The sequence below is a fragment of the Streptomyces ochraceiscleroticus genome (assembly GCF_000720485.1).
Lineage (GTDB): Bacteria > Actinomycetota > Actinomycetes > Streptomycetales > Streptomycetaceae > Streptomyces > Streptomyces ochraceiscleroticus.
In genome coordinates this window covers 221,328-244,433 of sequence record NZ_JOAX01000005.1, presented here as the reverse complement: position 1 = coordinate 244,433, position 23,106 = coordinate 221,328, and the positions used below count along the sequence as shown (strand labels likewise).

The following is a 23,106-nucleotide window of genomic DNA, read 5'->3' as shown; positions in this document are numbered from 1 at the left end:
CGTACGTGGCCGCGCGGAGTCACGGCCTGCCGGGCGGGGACCAGTCGGCGATGCCGTCCAGGGCGCGCAGCGCCAGGTCGGGGGCGAGGCGGGCGGTGCCGGCGAGGAGCGCGGCCCGCAGCGCGCGGGCGGGGGCCGAACGCCAGGTGGTGAGGCGGGCGACGCGGGCGGAGCGGCGTACGACCTCCGCCGTACGGGGCAGCCGTACCCGGCTGTACTCGGCGAGCGCCGCCACCAGGTCGGCATCCGCCCCCGCGAGCAGCCCGAGCACGATGGCGTCCTCGATGGCCTGGCCACCGCCCTGGCCCAGATTGGGTGCCATCGGATGCACGGCATCACCGAGCAGCGCGACCCGGCCGCGGTGGTGAGCGGGCAGCGGGCGATCCATCGCGTACACGTCGTTGCGCAGCACGTCGGCGGGGTCCACAGCGGCGAGCAGGTCGGGCACGGGCCGGTGCCAGCCGCCGAAGCGGCGCACCAGCTCCGCGCGCTCGCCGTCGGGCGCGCGGCCGCCGGCAGGCACGACGGCGCTCGCGTACGCGTACACCCGCCCATCGTGCAGCGGCTGGCTCCCCCACAGCGTCCCCGGCCCCCACGTCTCGTGCGGGTCGACGCCGCACGCGGGCGCGGGCACGACGAAACGCCAGGTGGTGAGGCCGGTGTAGCGGGGTCCCGGGTGGTTGGGGAAGAGGGCGCGGCGGGTGGCGGAGTGGATGCCGTCGGCGGCGATGATCAGGTCGGCGGTGAGGTCGGTGGGGTGGCCCGCAGGGTCGTCGGTGGGGTGGCCCGGGGCTTCGGGGGCCGTGGCGGTCAGGCGTACGTGGGCCGGGTGGTGCGGGTCGGCCGGGTCGCCGGGGTCGGTCACGGTGGCGGCCATCCCGGTACGAACCGCACCGGCCGGCAGTCGGTCGGCGAGCAGTCCGATCAGGTCGGCGCGGTGGGCGACCACGACGGGGCCGCCGAAGCGCCGTACGGCCGCTCGCGTGTCCGTACGGGCCAGGACCCGGCCACCGGGGAGCCGCAGCGCCCCCTCGGACTGCCAGGCGGCCATGGCCCGTACCGCGTCGCCGGCGCCGATCGCGTCGAGGGCCCGCTGTGCGTTGGGGGCCAGGCCGATGCCCGCGCCAACGGGTTCGAGCGCGGGGGCACGCTCCAGGACGGTGACCCGGCGGCCGGCCTGATGCAACGCGACGGCGGCAGTGAGCCCGCCGATGCCGCCACCGATGACGAGGGCGGTGGGTTGGTTACTCGTATCGCCGCTGGCCATACCCGCGCTTCTCCCCGCTCCTACCTCTGACTACACCTGTAGTTGGCGCATCCCTCAAGCTACTACATCCGTAGTCCCGACCTGTAGGCTCGCCTCCCATGAACGACCGCACCCCGGCCCCCTCCTCCCGCTCCTCCCGGTCCGGCGCCGCTCGCCGGCGGGAGCTGATCGCCGATACCGCGCTCGCGCTGCTCGCCGAGCGCGGTATGCGCGGGCTGACGCACCGTGCCGTCGACGAGACGGCCGGGCTGCCGCAGGGCTCCACGTCGAACCTGGCCCGTACGCGCGCGGCGCTGCTGGAGACGGCGGTCGGCCGGCTGGCGGAGCGGGAGGCCGCGCTGCTCACTCCGGCCGAGTCGGCCCCCGGCACGCCGTCCCCGGACGCGCTCGCCGACCTGCTCGCGCTCGCCCTGCACCGCTCGCTGACCCGCCACCGCGAGCTGCTGATCGCCCGGTACGAGCTGGCGCTGGAGGCCACCCGGCGGCCGGAGCTGCGGGCCGTCTACGACCGGGCGGGCAGCGCCTTCCGCGAGGCGCTGGCCGGGCTGCTCGCGGCGGCCGGGTCGGCCGATCCGCAGCGGCACGCCCGCTCGCTGGTGGCGTGGTGCGACGGGGTGCTGTTCTCGGGTACGGCAGGCCAGTTGCAGGCCGCGGTCCCTGCCCGCGCCGAGCTCCGGGCCGGCTGCTCCGAGCTGCTGAACGGCATGCTGGGCTCCGCTCCCGGCCGGCACTCCTGAACCGCTTCGGCCGCCCATCGCGCACCCCCACCGCAGGCTGGCGCAAAATTGCGGGCCGCGCGGACCGAACCGGGAAAAACCGGGTCGCCGCGCGGGCGAACGGCCATGCTGGGCGGCATGACAACATCCGATCCAGCACGCACCATCCCCATCGGCACCGGCGACGAACTCACGCAAATGGTGCGCTGGCTGGACTACCACCGCGCGACGCTGGCCACCAAGTGCGCGGGACTCACCGAAGAAGAGCTGCGCACGCCCTCCGTACCGCCCTCCGAGCTGACCCTGCTCGGCCTGCTGCGCCACATGGCGGAGATGGAGCGGCACTGGTTCCGGCGGATCATGACCGGCGAGGACCTCCCGTGGATCTACTGCGACGAGGAGGACTGGGACCGCGACTGGCACTTCGGCGAGCAGGACACCGCGGCGGAGGCCCTGGCCACGTGGCAGGCGGAGACGGAGCTGGCCGTCAAGGCCGCCGAGGGCCGCACGCTGGACGAGCCGGCGCCGGGACGGCTGCCGGGCAAGGAACTGACGCTGCGCTGGATCTACCTCCACATGATCGAGGAGTACGCCCGCCACAACGGCCACGCGGACTTCCTCCGCGAACGCCTGGACGGCGACACGGGCGCCTGACGCGCCGCCGGCTCGCCTGACGCGCCGTCGGCTCGCCTGACGCGCTGCCCGGTCGACTGACGCACCGACCGGGGCCTGACCCGCCGACGGGCGCCTTGACGCACCGACCGGGCGGCAGCCCGCCGGCAACGGCCGCGGCCGCCCCCGGGCACCCACCGCCAAGAACGGTGGCGGGCCGCCCGTCAGCCGCCCGCCAGGAACGGTGGTGGGCCAGCCCGTCGGACCGCCCGCAAAGGGAACGGCGACCGCCCGCTAGGAGCGGTGGCCGCCCGCGCGGTCCAGTCGTCGCTGGAGGCGTTCGATGTCGGCCCGGATGCCCTGGCGGTGCGGGTCGTCCTGCAGGGCGTCCAGCGCCGTACGGGCGCGGCCCAGCTCCCAGCGGGCCTCGGAGTGCCGGGCGAGCCGGGCGTAGTCGGCGGCGAGGTCGAGATGGAGCGCGGGCAGCAGCGCCCGCAGCTCGGTCCGGCCGGCATCCGCGTGGCCCCGGCTGCCCTGAGCCGCACTCAGCGCCCGCAGGTCCCAGCGCAGTTCCTCCAAAGGGCTGTCCTGGGTGTCGGCCAGATAGTGCGCGAGCGTGCAGCGGTGGTAGGCGTCCGCGCGCGGGCCGAGCTCCTGCCACAGGACGGACATCCGCCGGCGGGCCTCCTCCCGGTCGCCGCCGCGGTGCAGCATGACGGCCTGCCCGATCCTGGTCAGGACGCCGTACCCGGCCGTCGCCCCGTGCCGTCTCTGTCCCACTGCGCTCTCCCGCGTCCGTACGCCGCCTCACCACCTACTCCCCCGACGCTAACCGCGCCCCGCACCCCCGGCACGACGAGCCCCCCAGACGGCCCCGACCCCCACAGCCCACCGAGACGCGCCCGCGCCCGACGCCGCCCGCGGCCCCCGGTACCGCCTCCGCGCCCGACGAGACCCCGCAGGGCGAACACCCCGGCCCGGCGAGCACCACAAACATTCGCCAGCCGCCGGTGGTCCGCCGGGACGCCACCGCACCCGACGCCGCCCGCGCCCCCGTACCACCCCCGCGCCCGACGAGGTCCCGCTCAGCCGAGGCCGCTCGCCCCCCGTACCGCCGCCCCCGCCAAAGGCTCGCTCAGCCCAGGTTCGGAATGCGCCAGTCGATCGGTGTGTGGCCCTGGGCCGCGACCGCGTCGTTTATCTGCGTGAAGGGGCGCGAGCCGAAGAACTTCTTCGCGGAGAGCGGCGAGGGATGCGCGCCCTGCACGACCACATGCCGCTGTCCGTCGATCAGCGGCAGCTTCTTCTTCGCGTAGTTCCCCCACAGCACGAACACCGCCGGGTCGGGCCGGCTCGCCACCGCCCTGATCACCGCGTCGGTGAACTTCTCCCAGCCCTTGCCCTTGTGGGAGTTGGCCTCGCCGGCCCGCACGGTCAGCACCGCGTTCAGCAGGAGCACCCCCTGCTCGGCCCAGGGCATCAGATAGCCGTTGTCGGGGATCGGGGTGCCGAGCTCGTCGTGCATCTCCTTGAAGATGTTGCGCAGGGACGGCGGGGTCCTGACGCCGGGGCGCACCGAGAAGCACAGGCCGTGCCCCTGGCCCGCGCCGTGGTACGGATCCTGGCCGAGGACGAGCACCTTCACCCGGTCGTACGGCGTGGCGTCCAGCGCGGCGAAGACCTCCTCGCGCGGCGGGTAGACCGGCCCCCGGGCGCGCTCCTCCTCGACGAAGGCCGTCAGCTCCTGGAAATAGGGCTTGGTCAGCTCCTCGCCGAGTACGCCGCGCCAGGACTCGGGCAGCATGTCGGGCATCACGTCAACGACCTCCGGTTGGTTCCGCATCTCTCACTGGAGAACCTACCGGCGACCACTGACAACGCGTCCCGCCGGGCCTCAGCCTGTGGACAACTCGCCACGGGACAACTCACCACGGACACCTCGCCACGACGCGGAAATGCCGGTGGCGGCGGCCCCTCGGGACCGCCGCCACCGGCAGCAGAACTCCGCATCCAGCGGAGAGTACGGGAGGGGCCATCAGCCCCTCAGTCGCTCGGACTCGCTCAGACCCCCGCGTTCAGGAAGCGCCCGCCGTCGATGAGGAGGTTCTGACCGGTGATCCAGCCGGCGTCGTCGGACAGCAGGAACGCCGCGGCGCCGCCGATGTCCTGCGGTACGCCGAGCCGCGCCATCGGGTACTGCGCCGCCGCCTCCGCCTCGCGGTCCTCGTACAGCGCCGCCGCGAACTTCGTCTTGACCACGGCGGGCGAGATCGAGTTCACCCGCACGCCGGGCGCGAACTCGTGCGCGAGCTGCTGCGTGAGGTTGATCATCGCGGCCTTGCTCATGCCGTACGCGCCAATGAACGGCGACGCCGAGACGCCCGCGATGGACGCGATGTTGACGATCGCCCCGCCGTTGTCCTTCTGCCACGCCTTCCACGTCTGCTGGGCGAAGCCGAGCGCGGAGACCACGTTGGTCTCGTAGACCTTGCGGGCGACCGCGAGGTCCAGCTCGGCCATCGGCCCGAACACCGGGTTCGTACCGGCGTTGTTGACGAGGTAGTCGACCCGGCCGAAGGCTTCCATGGCCTGCTCGACGACGGCCGCCTGGTGGGCCTCGTCGTGCGCCTTTCCTGCCACACCGATCACCCGGTCGGCGCCGAGCTTCTCGACGGCCTCCTTGAGGGCGTCCTCGTTGCGGCCGGTGATCACGGCGCGGTGGCCGCGCGCGAGCACGGCCTCGGCGATGCCGTACCCGATGCCGCGGCTGGCGCCCGTGATGAGGGCGACCTTGGCGTTGTCCTGCTCAGTCATGTGGGTTCCGATCCCTTACGGCTACGTCGGCGGCTGCGTGGCGGGTCAGTTGAGCGGACCGCCGGCCACGTACATGACCTGGCCGGAGACGAAGCCGGCCTGCTCGCCGGTGAAGAAGGCGATGGCGTTGGCGATGTCCTCGGGCCTGCCGACGCGCTGAACGGGGATCTGGGTGGCGGCCGCGGCCTGGAACTCCTCGAAGCCCATGCCGACCCGCTCGGCGGTGGCCGCGGTCATGTCGGTGACGATGAAGCCGGGGGCGACGGAGTTGGCGGTGATGCCGAACTTGCCGAGCTCCTTGGCGAGCGTCTTGGTGAAGCCCTGCAGGCCGGCCTTGGCCGCCGAGTAGTTGACCTGGCCGCGGTTGCCGAGCGCGGAGCTGGAGGAGAGGTTGACGATCCGGCCGAACTTGGCGTCCACCATGTGCTTCTGGCAGGCGCGCGACATCAGGAACGCGCCGCGCAGGTGCACGTTCATGACCGTGTCCCAGTCACTGTCGCTCATCTTGAACAGCAGGTTGTCGCGGAGCACGCCCGCGTTGTTGACGAGTACGGTCGGCGCGCCCAGCTCGTCGGCGACGCGCGCGACGGCGGCCTCCACCTGCGCCGAGTCCGACACGTCGCAGCCCACGGCGATGGCCTTGCCGCCGGCCGCGGTGATCTTCTCGACGGTGTCCTTGCAGGCGGCCTCGTCCAGGTCGAGTACGGCGACGGCGCGGCCCTCGGCGGCCAGGCGCACGGCGGTGGCGGCGCCGATGCCGCGGGCGGCGCCGGTCACGATGGCTACGCGCTGCTCGGTGGTGGACATGCGGGGTTCTCCTCACCTCGAAAGCGGCTCACCGCTCCCGGAAGGCGGGTGAGCAACCGCTTAGTCGCTTCAGCAGAGCTGACGCTAGAAGCCGGGGCACTCCGTGTCAACGCCCCACGGGCCCCCGTTACACACCTCACCTGCGACGTCGAGCCTCCCCTGCGGCATCGAACGACCGCGGGCGGCCACGGAAAACCCCGCACCCGCCCGCACTCTCCCCCCGTATGCACCTAGACATCGCCACCCCGCCAATAGGCCACCAGGTGCTGCTGGATACCGGTACCGCCAAGTACCAATAGGTACCGTCACCGCACCAACAGGTCCAGCAGCCGCTCCGCCTCCTTGGCGGGGTCGGCCGTCAGCCCCGTGTGCACGGGCCCCGGCTGCACAATCGTGCTGCGCGGCGCGATCAGCCAGCGGAACCGCCGGCCCACGTCGTCCCCGGCCGCCTGTCCGGCCCGCTCACCGCCGTGGCAGATCCCCTCGACGGCACCGAGCGCAGCCCGTACGCCCTCCACGTCCACCGAAGGGTCCAGGGCCCGCAGCCGCGCCTCGTCCAGATGCGTACGCGCCTCCACGAAGCGCCGCGCGTGGCAGTAGACGACCACGCCCGCGTTGATCATCTCGCCGCGCTCGACCCGGGGCACGACCCGCAGCAGCGCGTACTCGAAGACGTCCCGTCCGTTGTGCAGTCCGCTCACTTCACTGCCCTCCGCGGAAGCTTGCCGGCCAGCCAGCCCGGCGCCTGCGAAGGCTTGTCCTCCGTGCGCTCACCGATCCTGATGTTGTCGCTGATCACTCCGGCCCGCGCCAGCAGCGTCTTCACGTAGGCCCGCCGCACTTCCTCGGCCGAATCGAACCCCGGCTCGTCCACCAGCCACTCGTCCGGCACATCCGCGACGACCTCGGTCAGCAGCTCCTCGGTCACCTTGGGCGCGAGCTCCTCGGCCGCCCCCGCCACGTCCGGCCCGAACGTCGCCAGTACATGATCGGAGGCGTCGTACGGCTTCAGCGCCGCCTTCTCCGCGCCCGCCCAGTTGTGGTGCCAGATCATCGTCGCACCGTGGTCGATCAGCCACAGCTCCCCATGCCACACCAGCAGATTCGGATTCCGCCAGGACCGGTCGACGTTGTTGATCAGCGCGTCGAACCACACCACGCGCCCCGCCTCCCGGGCACCGACCTCGAAGGCCAGCGGATCAAAACCCAGCGAACCGGGCAGGTAATCCATGCCCAGGTTCAGCCCCCCACTCGCCTTCAGCAATTCCTGCACCTCCTGATCGGGCTCGCTCAGCCCGATCACCGGATCAAGCTGCATCCGCACCAGATCCGGCACCCGCAGCCCCAGCCGCCGCCCCAACTGCCCGCAGACCACCTCGGCAACAAGCGTCTTCCGCCCCTGCCCGGCCCCTGTGAACTTCATGACGTACGTACCGAGGTCGTCCCCCTCGACGATCCCAGGCAGCGACCCACCTTCCCGCAGCGGTGTCACATACCGAGTCGCAATGACTTCTGTCAGCATTTCCCCAGGCTATACGCCCGTCTGACCTCAGGAATCACGACGGACCGACAAGCCCCTCCGACCTGGCGATCCGCCCTGAACCCCCTGGGGAGTTTCTGGGCACCCCGTCCCCTATTACCGGCCTCCGGCATGAAGTGCGCGTAGTGGTCCAACGTGATGGTCGACGACGAGTGCCACAGCCACCGCGCGAGCGCAACCACCGACTCCCCCGCCTCCAGCATCACGGAGGCGTAGGTGTGCCGCAGTACATAGAAGCCGTCCTTGGGCGCAGCAGCCCACTGCCAGGGCTTCGCACCTTCGACCTGGGGCGGGATGACGCCAGCCTTCGCGAGGGCGGGCTCCCACACGTAGGAGTTTCACGTATTGACCGCGACAGCGTTGCCGTAACGAGAGGTCAGCAGAAGAGGAACGCAGCAACAGGTGCGGAGGCGTCAGGCATGTCAGCCCTTTCATCTGCAAGGTCGTTACGCAGATGAAAGTGCACGCAAGAAGACTGTTTGGTCGTGCCGCGCTTTCCTGGTAAAGGAATCCATCAGCTTCGGAGCCCCGCGTCAGGCCCCGCCATCAGTAGTACCCGCTGTTACGCCACCACTTGCCGGTACGCCGGTTGATGCCGACGATTCGGCACGCCTCCCGGCTACTTACCCCATGCTCCATGAGCCGGAAGTATTCCTCCCGCTCATGAGCCAGCTCCGCCTTCCGCTGTGGTGCCCGGACCTTTGGAAGCTCGAAGGCCATCGCGTCCCCGGAGGACAGGTGTTGCGATGGTCGCTAGAACCCAAGAAGCTCCGGTGGGGGTGTTGCCGTCCGCGGCCTCGCTACGGCCGGACGTGCGCCTCCCGGCCCCAGCGGGCAGCTCGAGGCCGTGGAAGACCGCCAGGATGCCGCGCCCACCGCGAGGAACGGCACCACGAAGATGGCCAAGGGGGGCATCAACGTGTCCAGACTCGCCTCTGTTTGAGGGCCGACCGCGCGCAATGCGCCCTCGCGTCGCTCGGCCGGGTCCTCCGGGGCCGGCGCCCGCCGTCAGGCCTGTGCGGGGGCGAGGACGATGTCGAAGCGCACCCGGGACCAGGGGGCTTGGACGATCCGGCCGTCCGGCGTGGGTATGTCCGCGGGCTGCCGCTCGAAGTCCTTCACCAGTGATTCCTTGACGCCGAACACCGCATCGGAGCCCAGAAGTTCCTCGCCCCGGACGAAGATGTGGGTCACCAGCGTGCGGCAGCCCTCGTGGGCCACCTTGAAGTGCAGGTGCGAGGCCCTCATCGGGGAGCGGCCCACCGACTCCAACAACTCCCCCACCGGACCGTCGTGCGGAATCGGATACGGCGTCGGTGTGACCGCCCAGAATCGGAACCGTCCCTGGGAGTCACTGAACAGGTGGCCGCGGGCGGCGGTCCGGTGGTCGTCGTACTGGACGTCGTAGTGGCCGGTCTCGTCCGCCTCCCACACCTCGATGCGGGCCCCCGCGAGCGGGGTGCCGGCCGTGTCGGTGACCGTTCCCTCGACCCAGCAGGGCTCGCCGGGTGCACCGGCGGAGATGTCGCCGCCGAGGGGCACGGCGGGTGAGTCCGCCACGAAGAACGGGCCGAAGACGGTGGCCTCGGTGGCGTCGCCGTACGCCTCGTTGTTGACGGTGACGGTCTGCATGGACGCGCCGAGCACGTCGGAGAGGAGGATGAACTCCTGGCGGCGGTCGTCGGTGAGGTGACCGCAGCGGGTGAGGAAGTCGATGGCCCGGTTCCATTCTTCCTCGGTGAGCCGGACCTCTCGGATGTAGGCGTGCAGGTGCCGCACCAGGCTGCTCATCAGCTGCCGCAGCCGGGGGTCCGGGCAGCTGTCGAAGGAATCCGCGACGCGGCCGACCAGCTCGGCCTCGCGGATCCGCTGCTCGGGGCCGGGCGCTGTCCGGGGTGCGTGGGTGGTCATCGGGAGAAATCTCCTTCCCAGGCCGCCCGCAGCAGTGCGCTGAGACGGTCTCGGGTCACAGGGGCGGGGTTGCCTTCCGGCACTGCGGCGAGAACGGGCTCCACGGCTTCGGCTGTGCCGCTCTCCGGCATGCCCAGCTCCTTGAGCGCCGTCGGCGCGTCCAGCCGGGCGTAGAGGGCGGCCGGCCCCTCGACCGCGGTGGGTGCGCCGAGCGCGGCCGCGATCCTGCGCTCGGCTTCCGGGGCGTGGGGCGCGTTGAGCGCCAGGACGTGCGGCAGGACGGCGGCGTGTTCCCGTGCGCCCGTACGGGCCCGCTCGGCGGCCTCAACCGGGACGTGCTCGATCACCTCGTCGTGGACCCGCGATCCGGCGAGGCGGTCCGGGAGTCTCGTGTGCGAACTTCATTCCGCACATGCTGCACGGGCCGAGGGGCGGAACAGCAGGTCAGTCCGCTGACCGGACCGATGGGCGATGCCGCCCGGCGCTCAGCCGGCCATGCCGACGCGCGGCTCCGTGCGGGAGCCCTGCCGGTGCAGGCCGCGGCCGATGTCGGCCGCCGTCGCCCACAGTGCGTGGATCAGCTGCTGGTCGTCGCGGCGGTCGGCCGGGACCGTCGCGGAGATCGTGGCGATGACCCGGTCGTCTCCGTAGTACATGATCGGCACGGCGAAGCTCTTGTACCCGAACATGCACGACTCCCGCTCCTGGGCCCACCGGCGGGCGCGGATCTGGGCCAGCTCGGCGCGCAACGCCGTAGGGTCGAGCCGGTCGGTCGGCGGGAGGCCGTCGGCGCGCTGCGCCTCGATCTCCGCGATCACGTCCTCTTGGTCGTCGCTGTAGGCCAGCAGCACCCGTCCGGAGACGGTGAGCAGCCGCGATACGTTCGAACCGACGGCCGCGACGACGGCGGCCTCCCGGCGGCCGCCGAGCCGCTCCAGGTAGCAGCAGTCGGTGCCGTGCGGCACGGCCAGGTGGACCACTGCCTGGGTCGCGGCCCGGAGGTCCAGCATCACGGGGCGCGCGACGGTCCGCAGGTGGGCCGGGCCGGGCACCAGACGGCCCAGCTCGAAGATGCGCCAGCCGAGCTGGTACCCCCTCGCGGTGCGGCTGAGATAGCCGAGCTGGACGAGTTCGGTGCCGAGCCGGTGCACGGTCGCCTTGGGCACACCGGAACGGCGGCTGAGCTCGCTCAGACCGAGGCAGGTCGAGCCGGAGGCGAAGGCTCCGAGCACGAGGTGGGCCTTGCCGAGCACAGAGCTCGCAGGCGCTTCGGGGACCTCGGGCTCGGTCCCCGGGGCGGCCTGCTCCGAGGTTTCACGTTCTGCCTGGGCGCTCGCGCGCATACCGCTTCCCCTCGCCGATCCCAATGAACAATGGTGATTTTTCAGCCATGGTCAACCGATTGGCAACCCCCCTCGACCACCACATGCCCGGCACGTGGCCCTGTGCACGGAGCTGTTCCGGTCAGTGGACCAGGCGATTCCTTCCGGGACGCGTGGTGGAGATGCTGCCGACATGAGCAGCAAAGACACCATCGACACCCTGGTCGAGCGCATCGAGGTCCTCGAAGCCGAGGCCGAGATCCGCCGCCTCCAGGCCCGGTACATGTTCCTGTGCGACACACCGTGCCCGGAGTACGGGGTGGAGAACGACGAGCAGCGCATCGAGCTGATCCTCGACCTCTACTCCGACGACGCCATCTGGGAGGGGGTCGGGGACTACTACGACGACCAGTTCGGCCGGGCCGAGGGGAAGGAGGCGATACGCGCGCACTTCCACCGCTTCTGGCCGCAGGACCAGGACCCGAAGCTGCTTATGAACGCCCACTGGCTCACCTCGGAGCAGATCCATGTGCACGGGGACGAGGCCGACGGCCAGTGGATCCACTTCCAGCCCTGGCTCTTCGAGGACGGCACGTCCCTGATCCGCGGCAGCCGGCTGAACAACGCCTTCCGCAAGATCGACGGCACATGGAAGATCACCCGGACCCGGACCGAGAACGTCGCCATCGCCGACCTGCCCGACTTCTTCGCCAGCAGTTACCCGAAGCGTTCCGTCCTGCTGAAGGCGCCGGGGACGAACCACACCAACGAGCACGCCGCCGGCGCCTGACCCGATCCCCTCCCCCTCAGCGGGTGAGGCTTCGCTCCACCCGGACCGCAGCACGCAGGGCTGCCGCCTCGGATTCCGCGATCACCTGGAGTCCGAGCGGCAGCCCCGCCTCGTTCCGTAGCCCCGGCACGGCTACCGCGGGGAGGCCGAGGGCCTGCCACGGACGGCTGAGGACGGGGTCGCCGGTGGCGTCGAGCCCCTGCGGAGCCGCCCCGGGCGCGGCCGGGCCGAGCACCGCGTCGTACCGGGACAGGAGCGTGCCGAGTTCGTCGCGTGCGGCCGAGACGAGGCGGCGCGCGGCGAGGTAGTCGGATTCCGGGGTGTCCGCACCGGTTCGGAGCAGCCCGGCCAGTGGCGCGCTGAGACGATCGGCGCGCTCCAGTTCGGCGGAGCGTTCGCGCGCTGCCTCGTAGGCCATCACCACCGGATGTGCCGCGGTCACCTCGGCGATCAGCGCCTCCAGCGGGAAGGCGTCGATCTTTGCGCCGCGGTCGGTGAGCCTGGCCACGGCCGAGGTGAGCGCTGAACCCATCTCGTCGGATACGGCCTCCAAGGGGGCGGCGTTCCAGAGCGCGATCCGCGGGGCGCTCTGCGCGTCGCGGGACGGATCCGGTTCTCCGGTGAGTGCCGCCCAGGCGAGGGCCACATCGGCGGTGGTGGCTGCGTAGACTCCGTGCGCGTCGAGGCTCGGGCTGAGGCCGGCGACGCCGTCGGTGGGGATGTGCCCGTGGCGCAGCACCAGCGAGGCGACCCCGCAGTAGGCGGCCGGCCGGGTGACCGATCCGGCGGTCTGGGACCCGATGGCCAGCGGGACCTGCCCGGCGGCGACCGCCGCGGCCGAGCCGCTGGAGGAGCCTCCGGGCGTGTGCCGCAGGTTCGCGGGGTTGCGGGTCGGGCCGGGCGCGAAGAAGGCGAACTCCGTGGTCACGGTCTTGCCGAGGGGGATCGCCCCGGCCGCCCGCCAGGCGCCGACGACAGGGGCGTCCCGCTCGGCGGGGCCGGCGTCGGCGCGCAGCACCGAGCCGCACCTGGTGGGCAGCCCGGCCAGGTCGATGATGTCCTTGACGCCCATCGGGACGCCGCCCAGGGGGCCGGTGCGGTCGGTCGCGGGACTCTCGTCGAAGGCCACCCAGGCACGTACCTGCTCCTCGGTCTGTGCGATGCGGTCGCGGCTGCGCCGGAGGGCCGCCTCGGCCGCGGACCGCCCCGACCTCAGATCGGCCACCAACTCGCTCAGGGACCAGGGCTGTCGGACGGTGTCGCTCATTCGGTCCCCCACTGCGCGTCGGCCTCCCAGTAATCCACACCGCCGGCGCTCACACCGTGGCGCCAGGCGGAGGTGCGCCGCAGGGCGGGTTCGACCCGGGCGGTCTCCTCGTCCGCCGCGGCCGGGCCGTCCTGGGGCACACCCCAGTGCACCCAGCCGAGCTCGCGGCCCGCCGCGTCGTGGACGAAGAGGTCGACATGCTTCCAGCCGTAGCCGTGGGTGTCGTTGTAGCAGGTCAGGGTCATCCGCGGGGCGCGGTCGACCGGCTCTTCCTTTTCCATGGTCCGCTGCTCCTCGAGGTTCTCGGTACGGGCGGGGTCCGCGCCTGTGGGCAGCGCGTCCGCCCCGCCACTGGATCCGACCACATTGCCTCGACGGTTCCGCCGCAGCGGTCCACTGACCGGTCCGACCCGTCGCATCGGCGCCCTCGATGGCTGAGCATCCGTTTGGGCCTCAACCGGCCAGAAGGAGGGAACATGGGTGACGTCCCCGAGCCAACAGCCGGCCCGAAGTGGCAAGCGGTGCTTGCGGAGCTCACGGAACGGCGTGCGGAATTCCACGCCCAGGGGTACGTGCCCCGTGACTTCGTCGAGAAGCTCATGCCGTTCGGTGTCTACCGGCACGCCACTCCGATCCGGTTCGGGGGGTGTGTGCTGCCGCCCCACGAGTTCCTCAGGCTCGTCGAGGAGGTCGGTCGCGTGGACGGGTCCACCGCATGGGTGGTGGGCTTCGCCTCCGCCAACACCTACCTCGGCGCGCTCCCCGTCGGAACTCAGAAAGAGATTTACCGGAACGGTCCGGATGTCGTCGTGGCCGGCGGCCTCTTCCCGATGCAGAAGGCATTGCGGACCGCGGACGGCTTCCGGGTGAGCGGCCGGTGGAAGTTCGCCAGCGGCTGCATGGCCGCCGACTACATCAACGTGGGCCTCCTGGACGAGTCCGCCGGCTGCCGGCCCCGTGCGGCCCTCCTCCCCGCCGATCAGGTGACCATCGTCCAGGACTGGGACGTGAGCGGGATGCGCGCCTCGGGCTCCTTCGACACGGTGCTCGAAGACGTCGAGATCCCGCTGGAGTGGACCTACGTCCGGGGCGGCGCCTCGCAGATCGACGAACCCCTCTTCCGCTATCCCTTGCTGGCCTACCAGGCGCAGTGCCATGCGGCCATTGGGCTCGGCGTGGCCCTGGGCGCCCTCGACCACGCGCAGCACTCGGGCTCCTACCGAGGCATCACGGGAGCACCACCGGTCGGCCAACGCGCCTATTACCGCACGGAGTTCGCGCGGGCGTACGTGGCCCTGCAGTCGGCACGCCGCTACTTCCTGGACGTCGCCGAGGAGGTGTGGGAGACCGTCAGCGCGGGGGAAGCGGCAAGCTCGGATCAGATCGCGCGCATCCGGCTCAGCGCCGTCCACATCTCCGACACCGCCGCGCAGGTCGTCCACGACCTCGCCAAGGTGTCCGGGGCGGCGATCATCCAGAACTCGCACCCGCTGAACCAGATTCGGCTGGACGCCCAGGTGCCCCAGTTGCACGCCTCGCTCAGCCAGCACATCTACGACGACGCCGGGGCCGTCCTGCTGGGACTGGACCCGACCACCCCCGGCTTCCTGGGCCCCGCGAGCCCCCGTAGCGACCGGGACCGCCCCAGGAGCAGCAACACCGAGGAGAAGACAGCATGACCATCGAGTTCACCACGGCGAACATCCATCAGCTGGAGCCGTCCGAGCTGGTACAGGAGGACCGCGTCGCCGCGCGGGTCTACACCGACCCGGAGATCTTCGAACGCGAGATGACCCAGATATTCGAGAAGACCTGGATCTGGGTGGCGCACGAGAGCGAGCTGCCCAAACCGGGCAGCTTCAAGTCCACGTCCGTCGGCCGCAATGCGGTGATCGTCACCCGGGACCGCAAGGGCGTCCTCCACACCCTGGTCAACCGCTGCCGGCACCGCGGCGCCAGCCTGTGCGAGAAGCGGCGCGGCGAGGCCAACGGCTTCACCTGCCCCTACCACGCCTGGTCCTACGGCCTGGACGGGCGGCTGCGTGGCATCCCCTACCCCGACGGCTACGAGGGGGTGATGAGCAAGGACGAGATGGGCCTGCGCACGCTGCGCACCGAGAGCTACCGCGGCCTCGTCTTCGCCACCTTCGATCAGGACGCGGAGCCCCTGGAGGAGTTCCTCGGCGATGTGCGGCAGTGGGCCGACCGGTTCATGAAGCAGGGTGGCGGCTATCCGCTCAAGGTGATCGGCACCCACCGCTTCAGGTTCCGGGGCAACTGGAAGATCCAGCTGGAGAACACCACCGACGGCTACCACTTTCCGATCGTGCACCGCTCCTGGATGAGCTCGGTGGACGAGGAGACGGCCGGGATGCTGAGCTTCATGACCGACCCTGCCTCCACCTGCCACGACCTCGGCAACGGGCACAGCGTGATGCACATGGTGCCGGCGCACATCGACCTCGACGCCGACGACGGCAGCGAGCCCCTGCAGCCCCGATTCGACGGCCTGGTGGCCGAGTTGAAGCAGGGTGGGGCCGATGACGCGCAGGTCCGCAAGCTGGTGCGCGCGATGCACGGCACCGGGTCGAATCTGAACCTGTTCCCCAACGTCGGCCTGTCCTCGGCGTTCTTCCGGGTGCTGCACCCGGTCAGTGTCGACGAGACGATCATCGAGCACGTGGCGCTCGGCGTGGACGCCCCGGAGGGGATCGCCGGCCCGGTCCGCCGCGAACGGCTGCGCATCCACGAACACTTCCAGGGGCCGTTCGGCTTCGGCTCCCCCGACGACTCCGAGGGCTGGGACCGCGTCCAGCGCGGTGCCCGCGCCTGCCCGGAGATGCCGATCATGGTGAACCGCGGCCTGAAGCGCGAGGTCGACGCCCCCGAGGGCTGGGCCACCTCACACAGCACCGACGAGACCGGTATGCGGGCCGCGTACCGGATGTGGAAGAAGATGATGAGCAATGGCTGACACCGCCACCGCCACCCTCCCCGACGCCCCCGCTGCCCCGCTCGGCGACCCGCGTGTCGTGCGGGCGATCGAACTGCTCTGGCGCGAGGCCGAGCTCCTCGACCGCAAGGAGTACCGGGCCTGGAACGAGCTCTACGCCGAGGACGGCATCTACGTCATCCCGCTCGATGACACCACCGACGATTTCGACGACCAGCTGAACATGGTCTACGACGACGCCCGGATGCGGGCCATGCGCGTGGCCCGTCTCACCGAGGGATACGCCATCTCAGCGGTCGACTCGGCCAGGACCGCGCGCACCGTGTCCCGCTTCGTCCCCGTCGAGACCACCGACGGATCGGTGTCACTCCGCGCCGCCCAGATCCTCGTCGCCTACAAGCGTGACCGCCACCAACTGTGGGCCTCCGATGTCGAGTACACGGTCCGCCTGGGCGCGGACCGGTCGGAGGACCGGATCGTCCGCAAGGTGATCCGGCTGGTGGACGCCGAGGACGCCGTGCCCGCCGCGGGGTTCCTGCTGTGAGCGTCGCCGTCCGGGTGTCCGAGATCGTCGAGGAGAGCGCGGCGGTCCGTTCCCTGCGGCTGCGCAGGGCAGACGGCGCCGCGTTCGGGCCCTTCGCCGCCGGAGCGCATATCGATGTGACCGGCCCGACCGGGGTCCTGCGCCAGTACTCGCTGGCGGGGGACCCGGCCGACCGGTCGTCCCTCCTCATCGCCGTGAAGCGGGAGGCGGAGTCCCGGGGTGGGTCGGCCGCGCTCCACCGGACGGCGGTCGGCGACCGGTTGACGATCGGCCCGCCGCGGAACCTGCTGGGCATCGCCGACGGGGCCGACCGCCACCTGCTGGTGGCCGGCGGCATCGGTGTCACCCCGCTGCTCAGCATGGCCTACGAACTCCACCGTCGCGGCGCCGACTTCGCGCTGCACTACTTCGTACGCTCTCGCGCCGAGCTCGCCTTCGGCGACCTGCTGGAGCACCGTGCCGACTTCCGCGACCGGGTCACCCTGCACATCGGCCGACCGCGGACCGAGCATCCGGGCATCCTTCGGCCGTCGGCAGCCACGCTGAGTCCCGACAGCCATGTCTACACCTGCGGCCCGGTCGGCTTCATGGACCAGGTCACCGCCGTCTTCGCCCCTGTCGTGGGCGAGGAGCAGGTCCATGTCGAGCACTTCTCCGCACAGCCGGTCGACGCCTCGGACAACAGGCCCTTCACGGTGGAGCTCGACACCGGCGAGGAGTTCGAGATCCCCGCGGACCGGTCGATCCTCTCCGTACTGGAGGAAGCGGGCATCCCGGTGGCCAAGTCCTGTGAGGAGGGCATCTGCGGCTCGTGCGTCTCCGGCCTCCTGGAGGGCACCGCCGACCACCGCGACCACTGCCTGTCCGCCTCCGAACACGCGGCCGGCACGGAGATCGCGCTCTGCGTCTCGCGGGCACGCTCCGACCGGCTCCGCATCGAGCTGTACTGACCGCCGGTCGGCGCAGTCCCCACACGGTCGACACCGACCCGACAAGGAAGACGATGGCCAGCCAGACGAATCAGCAGACCAGGCCCCGTGGCGACCACGTGGCCCAGCCGCCACCGCCCCCGCCCAAGTCGCGATGGCGCACGGTCCTGGGGCGGTATCCGACCGGCATCACCATCATCACGTCGGTCGACGAGTCGGGCGGCCCGATCGGGATGGTCGTCGGCACCTTCACCTCCGTGTCCGAGGACCCACCCCTGGTCGGGTTCCTGCCCCGGACGACCTCCAGGACCTATGCCGGCATCCGGCGTGCCGGCCGGTTCCGCGCCTCCGTCCTGGGCGCCGAGCACGAGGGCCTGTGCCGGGACTTCTTCGCGGCCGCCCCCGAGGACCGGTTCTCCGGCGATGCCTGGGAGTTCGACGAAAACGGTGTGCCGCGGCTCCGGGGCGCCGTGGCCTGGTTCGACGCCACGGTGCACGACGTGCTTCCCGCGGGGGACCACGTGATGGTGCTGGGCGCGGTGGAGGACCTGGGCCTCGGCCCCCGCGCCGACGAGGCCCCGCTCGTCTTCCTGAACGGCGGCTACGGGTCGTTCGCACCCCCGGTCACCGGTGTCGACCTCGCCGAGCTGGGCTCCCGGCTCCGTATCGCCGCGGGCGTCGGTGACATCGTCCAGGGGCTCGCCCGGGACCTGGACGTCGAGTGCGCCCTCTCCACCGTGGTGCGCGACCAGGTGGTCGTCCTCACCGCGGCCGACAACCGGCTGCCGTACGTCGGGACCTGTTTCCCGTTCGCGGCACCGATGGACCCCGGCTTCGCCGCCTGGTGCGGCCCGGACCTCCACCGCGCCTGGGTGGAGAACGCCCGGCGTCTCGTGGGCCCGGTCGACACCCGCCTCCTGGAGGACACCATCGCCCTCGTACGCGAGCAGGGATACGCCATCTCCTTCGGACACACGATGTCCGAGCACTTCGGCGGGCCGGCCGCCGAGGCGCGCAGCGGACGCGAGGCCGGGGACGGGCGGAGCGCCCTCGCCCGGCTCTGGGAACGGATGACGACCGGATACGCCGACTACTGCCGCGACCCCCGCCCGCAGGCCCACGCCCAGACCATCCAGGTTCCGGTCTTCGGCCCCGACCAGCGCGTCGCCTTCGAGCTCATGGTGGGTGGCTTAGGGCCCGGCATCGCCGTCGAACGCTTCCGGGCGATCCTCTCAGCCGCACTCGACCGTGCCGCGCGGATCACCGAACTGACCGGCGGCACACCACCCGCCGGCTACGTGCCGAAACTCCCCTGACAGGCCCTGAGGAAGACATATGACCGAGCAGACATCGGCGGCGGACAAACCGACTGAGCCGCCGACCCGCAGCGGCATCGTCCGCGTTGCCATCGCCAGTGGAGTGGGCACCTCCCTGGAGTTCTACGACTTCGCCATCTACGGGACGGCGACCACGCTGGTCCTCACCGACACCTTCTTCAGGACCGACGACGCCTGGTTCGGCACCTTCCTCGGGTTGGCGACCTTCGCCATCGGCTTCCTGATGGCCCCGCTCGGCGCCGCCGGTTTCGGCTGGCTCGGCGACCGGTACGGCCGGCGCTTCGCGCTGCTGCTCACCTTCATCGGCATGGGCGCGGCAACCGTCCTGATGGGGGTGCTGCCGACCTATGCCCAGATCGGTGTCGCGGCGCCGTTGCTCCTGGTCATCCTGCGGATGGCGCACGGCCTGTTCCGCGGCGGCGAGACCGGCGGCGCGGCCGCCCTGGCCATCGAGCACGCCCCTGATGAGAAACGGGCCCGGTACGGCGTGTTCGTCGCCCTCGGCTCGCCGTTCGGGACGATCCTCGCCAATCTGGCGTTCGCCGCCGTGCTCTTCCTGCCGGACTCCAGCGTCGAGTCCTGGGGCTGGCGGCTGCCCTTCCTCGCCGGTGGCATAGCCATCGTCCTCGGCATCTGGATCCGCCGGGGCGTGGCGGAGAGCCCGGTCTTTCAGCAGATGGTGCACGAGGAGGGTCAGACGCTCAAGAACCGGCGCCCGGTAGCGGATGTCTTCCGCTCCAACTGGCGGCGGGTGCTGCTGGCCGCAGGGGTGAACATCGGCCTGAATTCCTGCACGTTCGCGCTGGTGACCTTCATGGTGTCCTACGCGACGTCCGCCGCACCGAACGGTCTCGGGCTTCCCCGGCAGGAAGTGGTCAACGCCAGCACCCTCGGCCTGCTGGTCCACGCGGCCAGCAACGTCCTCGGGGCCTGGGCCTCGGACAGGTTCGGCCGGCGACCGGTCATGCTCGCCGGTGTGCTCGGGTCGCTGGTCGCGGTGCTGGTCATCTTCCCCCTCGCCGGAGTGGGCACCATTGGCGCCCTCACCGCCGCGCTGATGCTCGGCTTCGCGACCACCGGGATGCTCTTCGGCCCGATGTACACCTTCTTCACCGAGCTCTTCCCCCGTGACCAGCGCCAGTCCGGCATGGGCATCGCCTTCCACCTCGGCGCCGTCCTCGGCGGCGGCATCTCCCCGCTGATCGCGAATCGCATCGTCGCCGCCACCGGGAACGCGGTCAACGTGGGCTACTACCTCGCCGCAGCCTGCGTCCTCTCCGCGCTGTGTCTGATGGCCCTGCCGGAGACGGCACCCAGGGCGCTGCGCCGCCTGCACCTGAAGCACCCCGCCGCCGGGCCCCGGACCACGGCCCCCGACGCGGCCGACCTCCGGTAGCCGGGCTGCCCCGAGCGGTCCCCGCCCCGCGATCCGCCTCCTCGCGCACGGAGGCGGCGGGACGCGCCACCTGCCTCTCAGCGGCCGGCGGCGTCGCTGTCGAAGCGGGCGCGGTTGCGGGTGATCTCGTCGTGGTGGGTGCCCGCCCAGTCGATGAGGGCGGTGACCGCGTCGAGCAGCGTGGCACCCAGGCCGGTCAGCGCGTACTCGACCCGTGGCGGCACCTCGGGGTAGGCGGTGCGGGTGACCAGGCCGTCGCGGCGCAGCTGGCGCAGGGTGTGGGTGAGCATGCGCTGGGAGATGCCGGGGATGGCGCGTTGCAGGTCGGTGTAGCGCACGGGACCGTTCTCCAGTGTGCCGATCACGAGCACGCCCCACTTGTCGCCGGCCCGCTCGACGATCTGCCGGATCGTCTCGCCCTGCTCCGCAGGCCAGCGGGCGCACGGCCCCGTCCGGTCCGGCGGCTGTTCTGCCCGGGAGTCGTGTGCCATCGTGCGCCTGCCCTCCGCCTTTCTTACACGCGTGTGCCTTTTGTACAGGCTTTCATGCTGACGCAGGATGGGGTTGCGCACCAAAGGTAAGAAACGGCTGCGTGGCGCCTCATCCGTGCACCCACCCCCAGGAGGATCAGCATGCTCATGCGTGCCGCAACCGTGTCCCGATTCGGCGGGCCCGAGGCAGTCGAGATCACGGAGGTTCCGGTGCCCGACCCCGGCCCGGGACAGGTGCGGATCAAGGTGGCGGCGGCAGCGCTGAACCCGGTGGACGCGGCCATGCGGGCCGGCGTCTTCGGCGGCGCGTGCGAGCGGATCGGCCTGGGCTGGGACGTCGCCGGCACCGTCGAGAGCGTCGGCACCGGTGCGAACTGGTCCCCCGGCGACCGCGTCATCGGCCTGGCCACCGGCCACCGCACCCCGCTGGGCACCCACGCCGAGTACGCCGTCCTCGACGCGGACGCGATCGCGCCGGCCCCGGTGACACTGGACGACGCCCACGCCTCGGTCCTCCCCCTCAACGCGCTCTCCGCGGCGCAGGCACTGGACATGGCCTCCCTCCACCCCGGGCAGAGCCTGCTGGTCACCGGCGCGGCGGGCGGCGTCGGTGCGCACACGGTGGAACTCGGGCAGCACCGCGGCCTGGAGGTCACGGCCCTCGGCTCCGCACAGGACGAGCAGTTCCTGCTTGCCCGGGGAGCCAGCCGCTTTGTGTCCCGCGACGAAATACTTCCTCCGGCTGCGTTCGACGGCGTCATCGACGCCGCGGTGCTGGGTGAGGCGGCCCTCGCCCCGGTCCGCGACGGTGGCACGTACATCGGCGTGTGGCCCGGACAGGAGCCCGCTGCCGAGCGCGGCATCCGCATCGACGCCCTGGACGTACGCGCCGACGGCGCCAAGCTCGCCGAGCTGTCCCGACTCGCCGACCGCGGCACACTGCTGGCCCGTGTCGCCGAGATCTTCCCCCTCTCGGATGCCGCCGCGGCGCATGCACGTCTGGCCGAGGGCGGCCTGCGCGGGCGACTCGTCATCGCACCCTGAGCCGATCCGCCCATCCCGGCGAATCCCTCCCGAAGAGGCGACGGAAGCAGCCGTGAATCAACGGTCGCAGTCGCATCGTTCCCGCCGCGGGCAAGGTCCGTTCGAAAGCGGGCCCCGGGCACGACAGTCAAGGTGAAGAAGGAGAACACCGCACGTGAGCAGTTCCGCAACCACATCGCGCACCCTGGTGCTGGAGGAGTTCGGCACTCTGCCGCGGCTCGGTCAGCGGGCCGTGCCCGCGCCGCGCCCCGGGCACACCCTCGTCCGGGTGGCGGCGGCCACCGTCGCCCACCTCGACCTGAACATCCTCGACGGACAGTTCGGCATCCTGCCCCAGCTGCCGTTCATCCCCGGCACCCAGGGCAGCGGCTACGTCCTCGCCTCGGACACCCACCCCGAAGGCGCCCTGGTCCGACTGCGCGGCGAAGGGCTCGGCCTCAGCCGCGACGGCGCCTGGGCCGAACACATCCTCGTGCCGGACGCCGCCGTGGAGATCATGCCCGAGGGCACCGACCCCGCCCTCGCCTGCATCTACTTCTCCCCCGTCGGCACCGCCTGGGCCACCGTCCACTCGATCGCCCAGGTGCAGCCGGGAGAGCGGGTGCTGGTCACCGGCGCATCCGGCGCGGTCGGCGCCATGGCCGTGCAGCTCGCGGCGCGCGCCGGCGCGGAGGTGATCGGCGCGGTCGGCCGCCCCGCGAAGCTGCCGCACGTACCCGACGTCGCCAAGGCGCTGCTCGCCTCGGACCTCTCCGAGGAAACGATCGGCGGCAAGGTCGACGTACTGATCGACACGGTCGGCGGCACCATCCTGCGCAACGCCCTCACCCTGGTCCGCCCGCGCGGCCGGGCCGCACTCCTCGGCTACACCGCCGGCCGCGAACTCACCCTGGACCTCGCGGACTTCTTCCTCGCCGACGTCTCCCTCCTGCCGGTCAACATGATCTCCCGCGGCCAGGAAGTCGCCCCCGAGGTCCTGCGCCTGCTGCCGGACCTGTCCTCGGGCGCCCTGTCGCTGCCCTACGAGCGCTACGGAATGGACGCCCTCGGCAAAGCGGTAGAGCGACTGCGCACGGGCACGGCAGTGGGCAAAATCGTCCTTGACATGAGCGACGCGGAGTAGCGACCCCGGACCCTCGCAAGGACAGAGCCGGACCGGACCGCGTGCCGGTCCGGTCCGTACCGCTCGTCCGTCTTCCGCGCCGCCCCCCTGCTTAGGTCCGCGGTTGCCACGCCGCGAACTGAGCCGTGAGGTTCTGGTACTGGCAGCCTCCGAGCCCGTAGAAGACGCTGCTGTCGCCCCACAGCGTGCTCATGGCGTACGTCGCGGCGTACGGCAACGCTCGGCGCGAGGGACAGCTGGTCG

24 protein-coding genes and 1 pseudogene are annotated in these 23,106 nt (G+C 71.5%); 11 read left to right on the top strand and 14 right to left on the bottom strand.

Annotated elements, in window-relative coordinates; genetic code table 11:
* Positions 1–19 precede the first annotated feature (19 nt).
* On the bottom strand, positions 20–1,267 hold the full coding sequence (locus IG84_RS0108930) for an FAD-dependent monooxygenase (protein ID WP_031053563.1): 1,248 nt from the start codon (positions 1,265–1,267) through the stop codon (positions 20–22).
* A 98-nt stretch (positions 1,268–1,365) separates the two neighbouring features.
* On the opposite strand from IG84_RS0108930, the gene IG84_RS0108925 reads away from it, so the two are divergent.
* Complete coding sequence (locus IG84_RS0108925; RefSeq protein ID WP_031053560.1) at positions 1,366–2,004, top strand: TetR/AcrR family transcriptional regulator; 639 nt, start codon at positions 1,366–1,368, stop codon at positions 2,002–2,004.
* 117 nt (positions 2,005–2,121) lie between these two features.
* Complete coding sequence (locus tag IG84_RS0108920; RefSeq protein ID WP_031053556.1) at positions 2,122–2,637, top strand: DinB family protein; 516 nt, start codon at positions 2,122–2,124, stop codon at positions 2,635–2,637.
* A 252-nt stretch (positions 2,638–2,889) separates the two neighbouring features.
* Here the strand turns inward: IG84_RS0108920 and IG84_RS0108915 are convergent, their stop codons facing one another.
* The 10 genes and pseudogenes from IG84_RS0108915 to IG84_RS37800 form a co-directional block, all read right to left on the bottom strand.
* Positions 2,890–3,375, bottom strand: a complete 486-nt coding sequence (locus tag IG84_RS0108915) for a hypothetical protein (RefSeq protein ID WP_031053554.1) — start codon at positions 3,373–3,375, stop codon at positions 2,890–2,892.
* 355 nt (positions 3,376–3,730) lie between these two features.
* On the bottom strand, positions 3,731–4,408 hold the full coding sequence (locus tag IG84_RS0108910; protein ID WP_031053552.1) for a uracil-DNA glycosylase: 678 nt from the start codon (positions 4,406–4,408) through the stop codon (positions 3,731–3,733).
* A gap of 248 nt (positions 4,409–4,656) precedes the next feature.
* A complete protein-coding gene (locus IG84_RS0108905; RefSeq protein ID WP_031053549.1) occupies positions 4,657–5,409 on the bottom strand; it encodes an SDR family oxidoreductase in 753 nt (250 codons plus the stop codon).
* 45 nt (positions 5,410–5,454) lie between these two features.
* Positions 5,455–6,216 carry a 3-oxoacyl-ACP reductase FabG gene (fabG, locus tag IG84_RS0108900; protein ID WP_031053545.1) on the bottom strand — a complete coding sequence of 254 codons (762 nt, stop codon included), beginning with the start codon at positions 6,214–6,216 and terminating at the stop codon, positions 5,455–5,457.
* 305 nt (positions 6,217–6,521) lie between these two features.
* Complete coding sequence (locus IG84_RS0108895; RefSeq protein ID WP_031053543.1) at positions 6,522–6,917, bottom strand: DUF3037 domain-containing protein; 396 nt, start codon at positions 6,915–6,917, stop codon at positions 6,522–6,524.
* Positions 6,914–7,738, bottom strand: coding sequence for a HipA family kinase (locus IG84_RS0108890; protein ID WP_031053540.1), 825 nt, complete (start codon positions 7,736–7,738; stop codon positions 6,914–6,916). The genes IG84_RS0108895 and IG84_RS0108890 overlap by 4 nt, the downstream gene beginning before the upstream one ends.
* Before the next feature lie 579 nt (positions 7,739–8,317).
* Positions 8,318–8,476 (bottom strand): annotated as a pseudogene (locus tag IG84_RS42900) (IS30 family transposase); the annotation flags it as partial.
* Positions 8,477–8,764: 288 nt separating this feature from the next.
* Entirely contained in the window at positions 8,765–9,667 is a 903-nt protein-coding gene (locus IG84_RS0108880) for a dioxygenase family protein (RefSeq protein WP_031053535.1), read from the bottom strand.
* Complete coding sequence (locus IG84_RS0108875) at positions 9,664–10,014, bottom strand: dehydroquinate synthase/iron-containing alcohol dehydrogenase family protein (RefSeq protein WP_031053533.1); 351 nt, start codon at positions 10,012–10,014, stop codon at positions 9,664–9,666. Before IG84_RS0108875 ends, IG84_RS0108880 begins: the two co-directional genes overlap by 4 nt.
* A 138-nt stretch (positions 10,015–10,152) precedes the next feature.
* On the bottom strand, positions 10,153–11,010 hold the full coding sequence (locus IG84_RS37800) for an IclR family transcriptional regulator (protein WP_051861531.1): 858 nt from the start codon (positions 11,008–11,010) through the stop codon (positions 10,153–10,155).
* Between the two features lie 172 nt (positions 11,011–11,182).
* On the opposite strand from IG84_RS37800, the gene IG84_RS0108865 reads away from it, so the two are divergent.
* Positions 11,183–11,779: a nuclear transport factor 2 family protein gene (locus IG84_RS0108865; protein ID WP_051861530.1), complete on the top strand. Its 597-nt coding sequence runs from the start codon at positions 11,183–11,185 to the stop codon at positions 11,777–11,779.
* A gap of 16 nt (positions 11,780–11,795) precedes the next feature.
* Here the strand turns inward: IG84_RS0108865 and IG84_RS0108860 are convergent, their stop codons facing one another.
* Entirely contained in the window at positions 11,796–13,046 is a 1,251-nt protein-coding gene (locus tag IG84_RS0108860) for an amidase (protein ID WP_037799636.1), read from the bottom strand.
* Positions 13,043–13,411: a hypothetical protein gene (locus tag IG84_RS0108855; protein ID WP_245659276.1), complete on the bottom strand. Its 369-nt coding sequence runs from the start codon at positions 13,409–13,411 to the stop codon at positions 13,043–13,045. The genes IG84_RS0108860 and IG84_RS0108855 overlap by 4 nt, the downstream gene beginning before the upstream one ends.
* A 111-nt stretch (positions 13,412–13,522) precedes the next feature.
* Between IG84_RS0108855 and IG84_RS0108850 the strand changes: the two genes are divergently transcribed.
* Genes IG84_RS0108850 through IG84_RS0108825 form a run of 6 tightly spaced genes read left to right on the top strand, consistent with a single transcriptional unit; the run spans position 13,523 to position 20,205 of the window.
* Positions 13,523–14,725, top strand: a complete 1,203-nt coding sequence (locus IG84_RS0108850) for an acyl-CoA dehydrogenase family protein (protein ID WP_063761763.1) — start codon at positions 13,523–13,525, stop codon at positions 14,723–14,725.
* Positions 14,722–16,020, top strand: a complete 1,299-nt coding sequence (locus tag IG84_RS0108845; RefSeq protein ID WP_031053517.1) for an aromatic ring-hydroxylating oxygenase subunit alpha — start codon at positions 14,722–14,724, stop codon at positions 16,018–16,020. Before IG84_RS0108850 ends, IG84_RS0108845 begins: the two co-directional genes overlap by 4 nt.
* Positions 16,013–16,543: an aromatic-ring-hydroxylating dioxygenase subunit beta gene (locus IG84_RS0108840; RefSeq protein WP_051861529.1), complete on the top strand. Its 531-nt coding sequence runs from the start codon at positions 16,013–16,015 to the stop codon at positions 16,541–16,543. The genes IG84_RS0108845 and IG84_RS0108840 overlap by 8 nt, the downstream gene beginning before the upstream one ends.
* A complete protein-coding gene (locus IG84_RS0108835) occupies positions 16,540–17,493 on the top strand; it encodes a PDR/VanB family oxidoreductase (protein ID WP_031053513.1) in 954 nt (317 codons plus the stop codon). Before IG84_RS0108840 ends, IG84_RS0108835 begins: the two co-directional genes overlap by 4 nt.
* 53 nt (positions 17,494–17,546) lie before the next feature.
* A complete protein-coding gene (locus tag IG84_RS38770; protein ID WP_051861528.1) occupies positions 17,547–18,788 on the top strand; it encodes a flavin reductase family protein in 1,242 nt (413 codons plus the stop codon).
* 19 nt (positions 18,789–18,807) lie between these two features.
* Complete coding sequence (locus tag IG84_RS0108825; RefSeq protein WP_063761762.1) at positions 18,808–20,205, top strand: MFS transporter; 1,398 nt, start codon at positions 18,808–18,810, stop codon at positions 20,203–20,205.
* A 77-nt stretch (positions 20,206–20,282) separates the two neighbouring features.
* Here IG84_RS0108825 and IG84_RS0108820 read toward each other — a convergent pair whose 3' ends face one another.
* Positions 20,283–20,696 carry a winged helix-turn-helix transcriptional regulator gene (locus tag IG84_RS0108820; protein ID WP_037799634.1) on the bottom strand — a complete coding sequence of 138 codons (414 nt, stop codon included), beginning with the start codon at positions 20,694–20,696 and terminating at the stop codon, positions 20,283–20,285.
* Between the two features lie 147 nt (positions 20,697–20,843).
* On the opposite strand from IG84_RS0108820, the gene IG84_RS0108815 reads away from it, so the two are divergent.
* Both IG84_RS0108815 and IG84_RS0108810 read left to right on the top strand, forming a co-directional pair.
* Positions 20,844–21,740, top strand: a complete 897-nt coding sequence (locus IG84_RS0108815) for an NADP-dependent oxidoreductase (protein ID WP_031053503.1) — start codon at positions 20,844–20,846, stop codon at positions 21,738–21,740.
* Positions 21,741–21,894: 154 nt separating this feature from the next.
* Positions 21,895–22,863 (top strand): quinone oxidoreductase family protein, encoded by a 969-nt coding sequence (locus IG84_RS0108810; RefSeq protein ID WP_031053501.1) that lies wholly within the window; start codon positions 21,895–21,897, stop codon positions 22,861–22,863.
* Positions 22,864–23,106 lie beyond the last annotated feature (243 nt).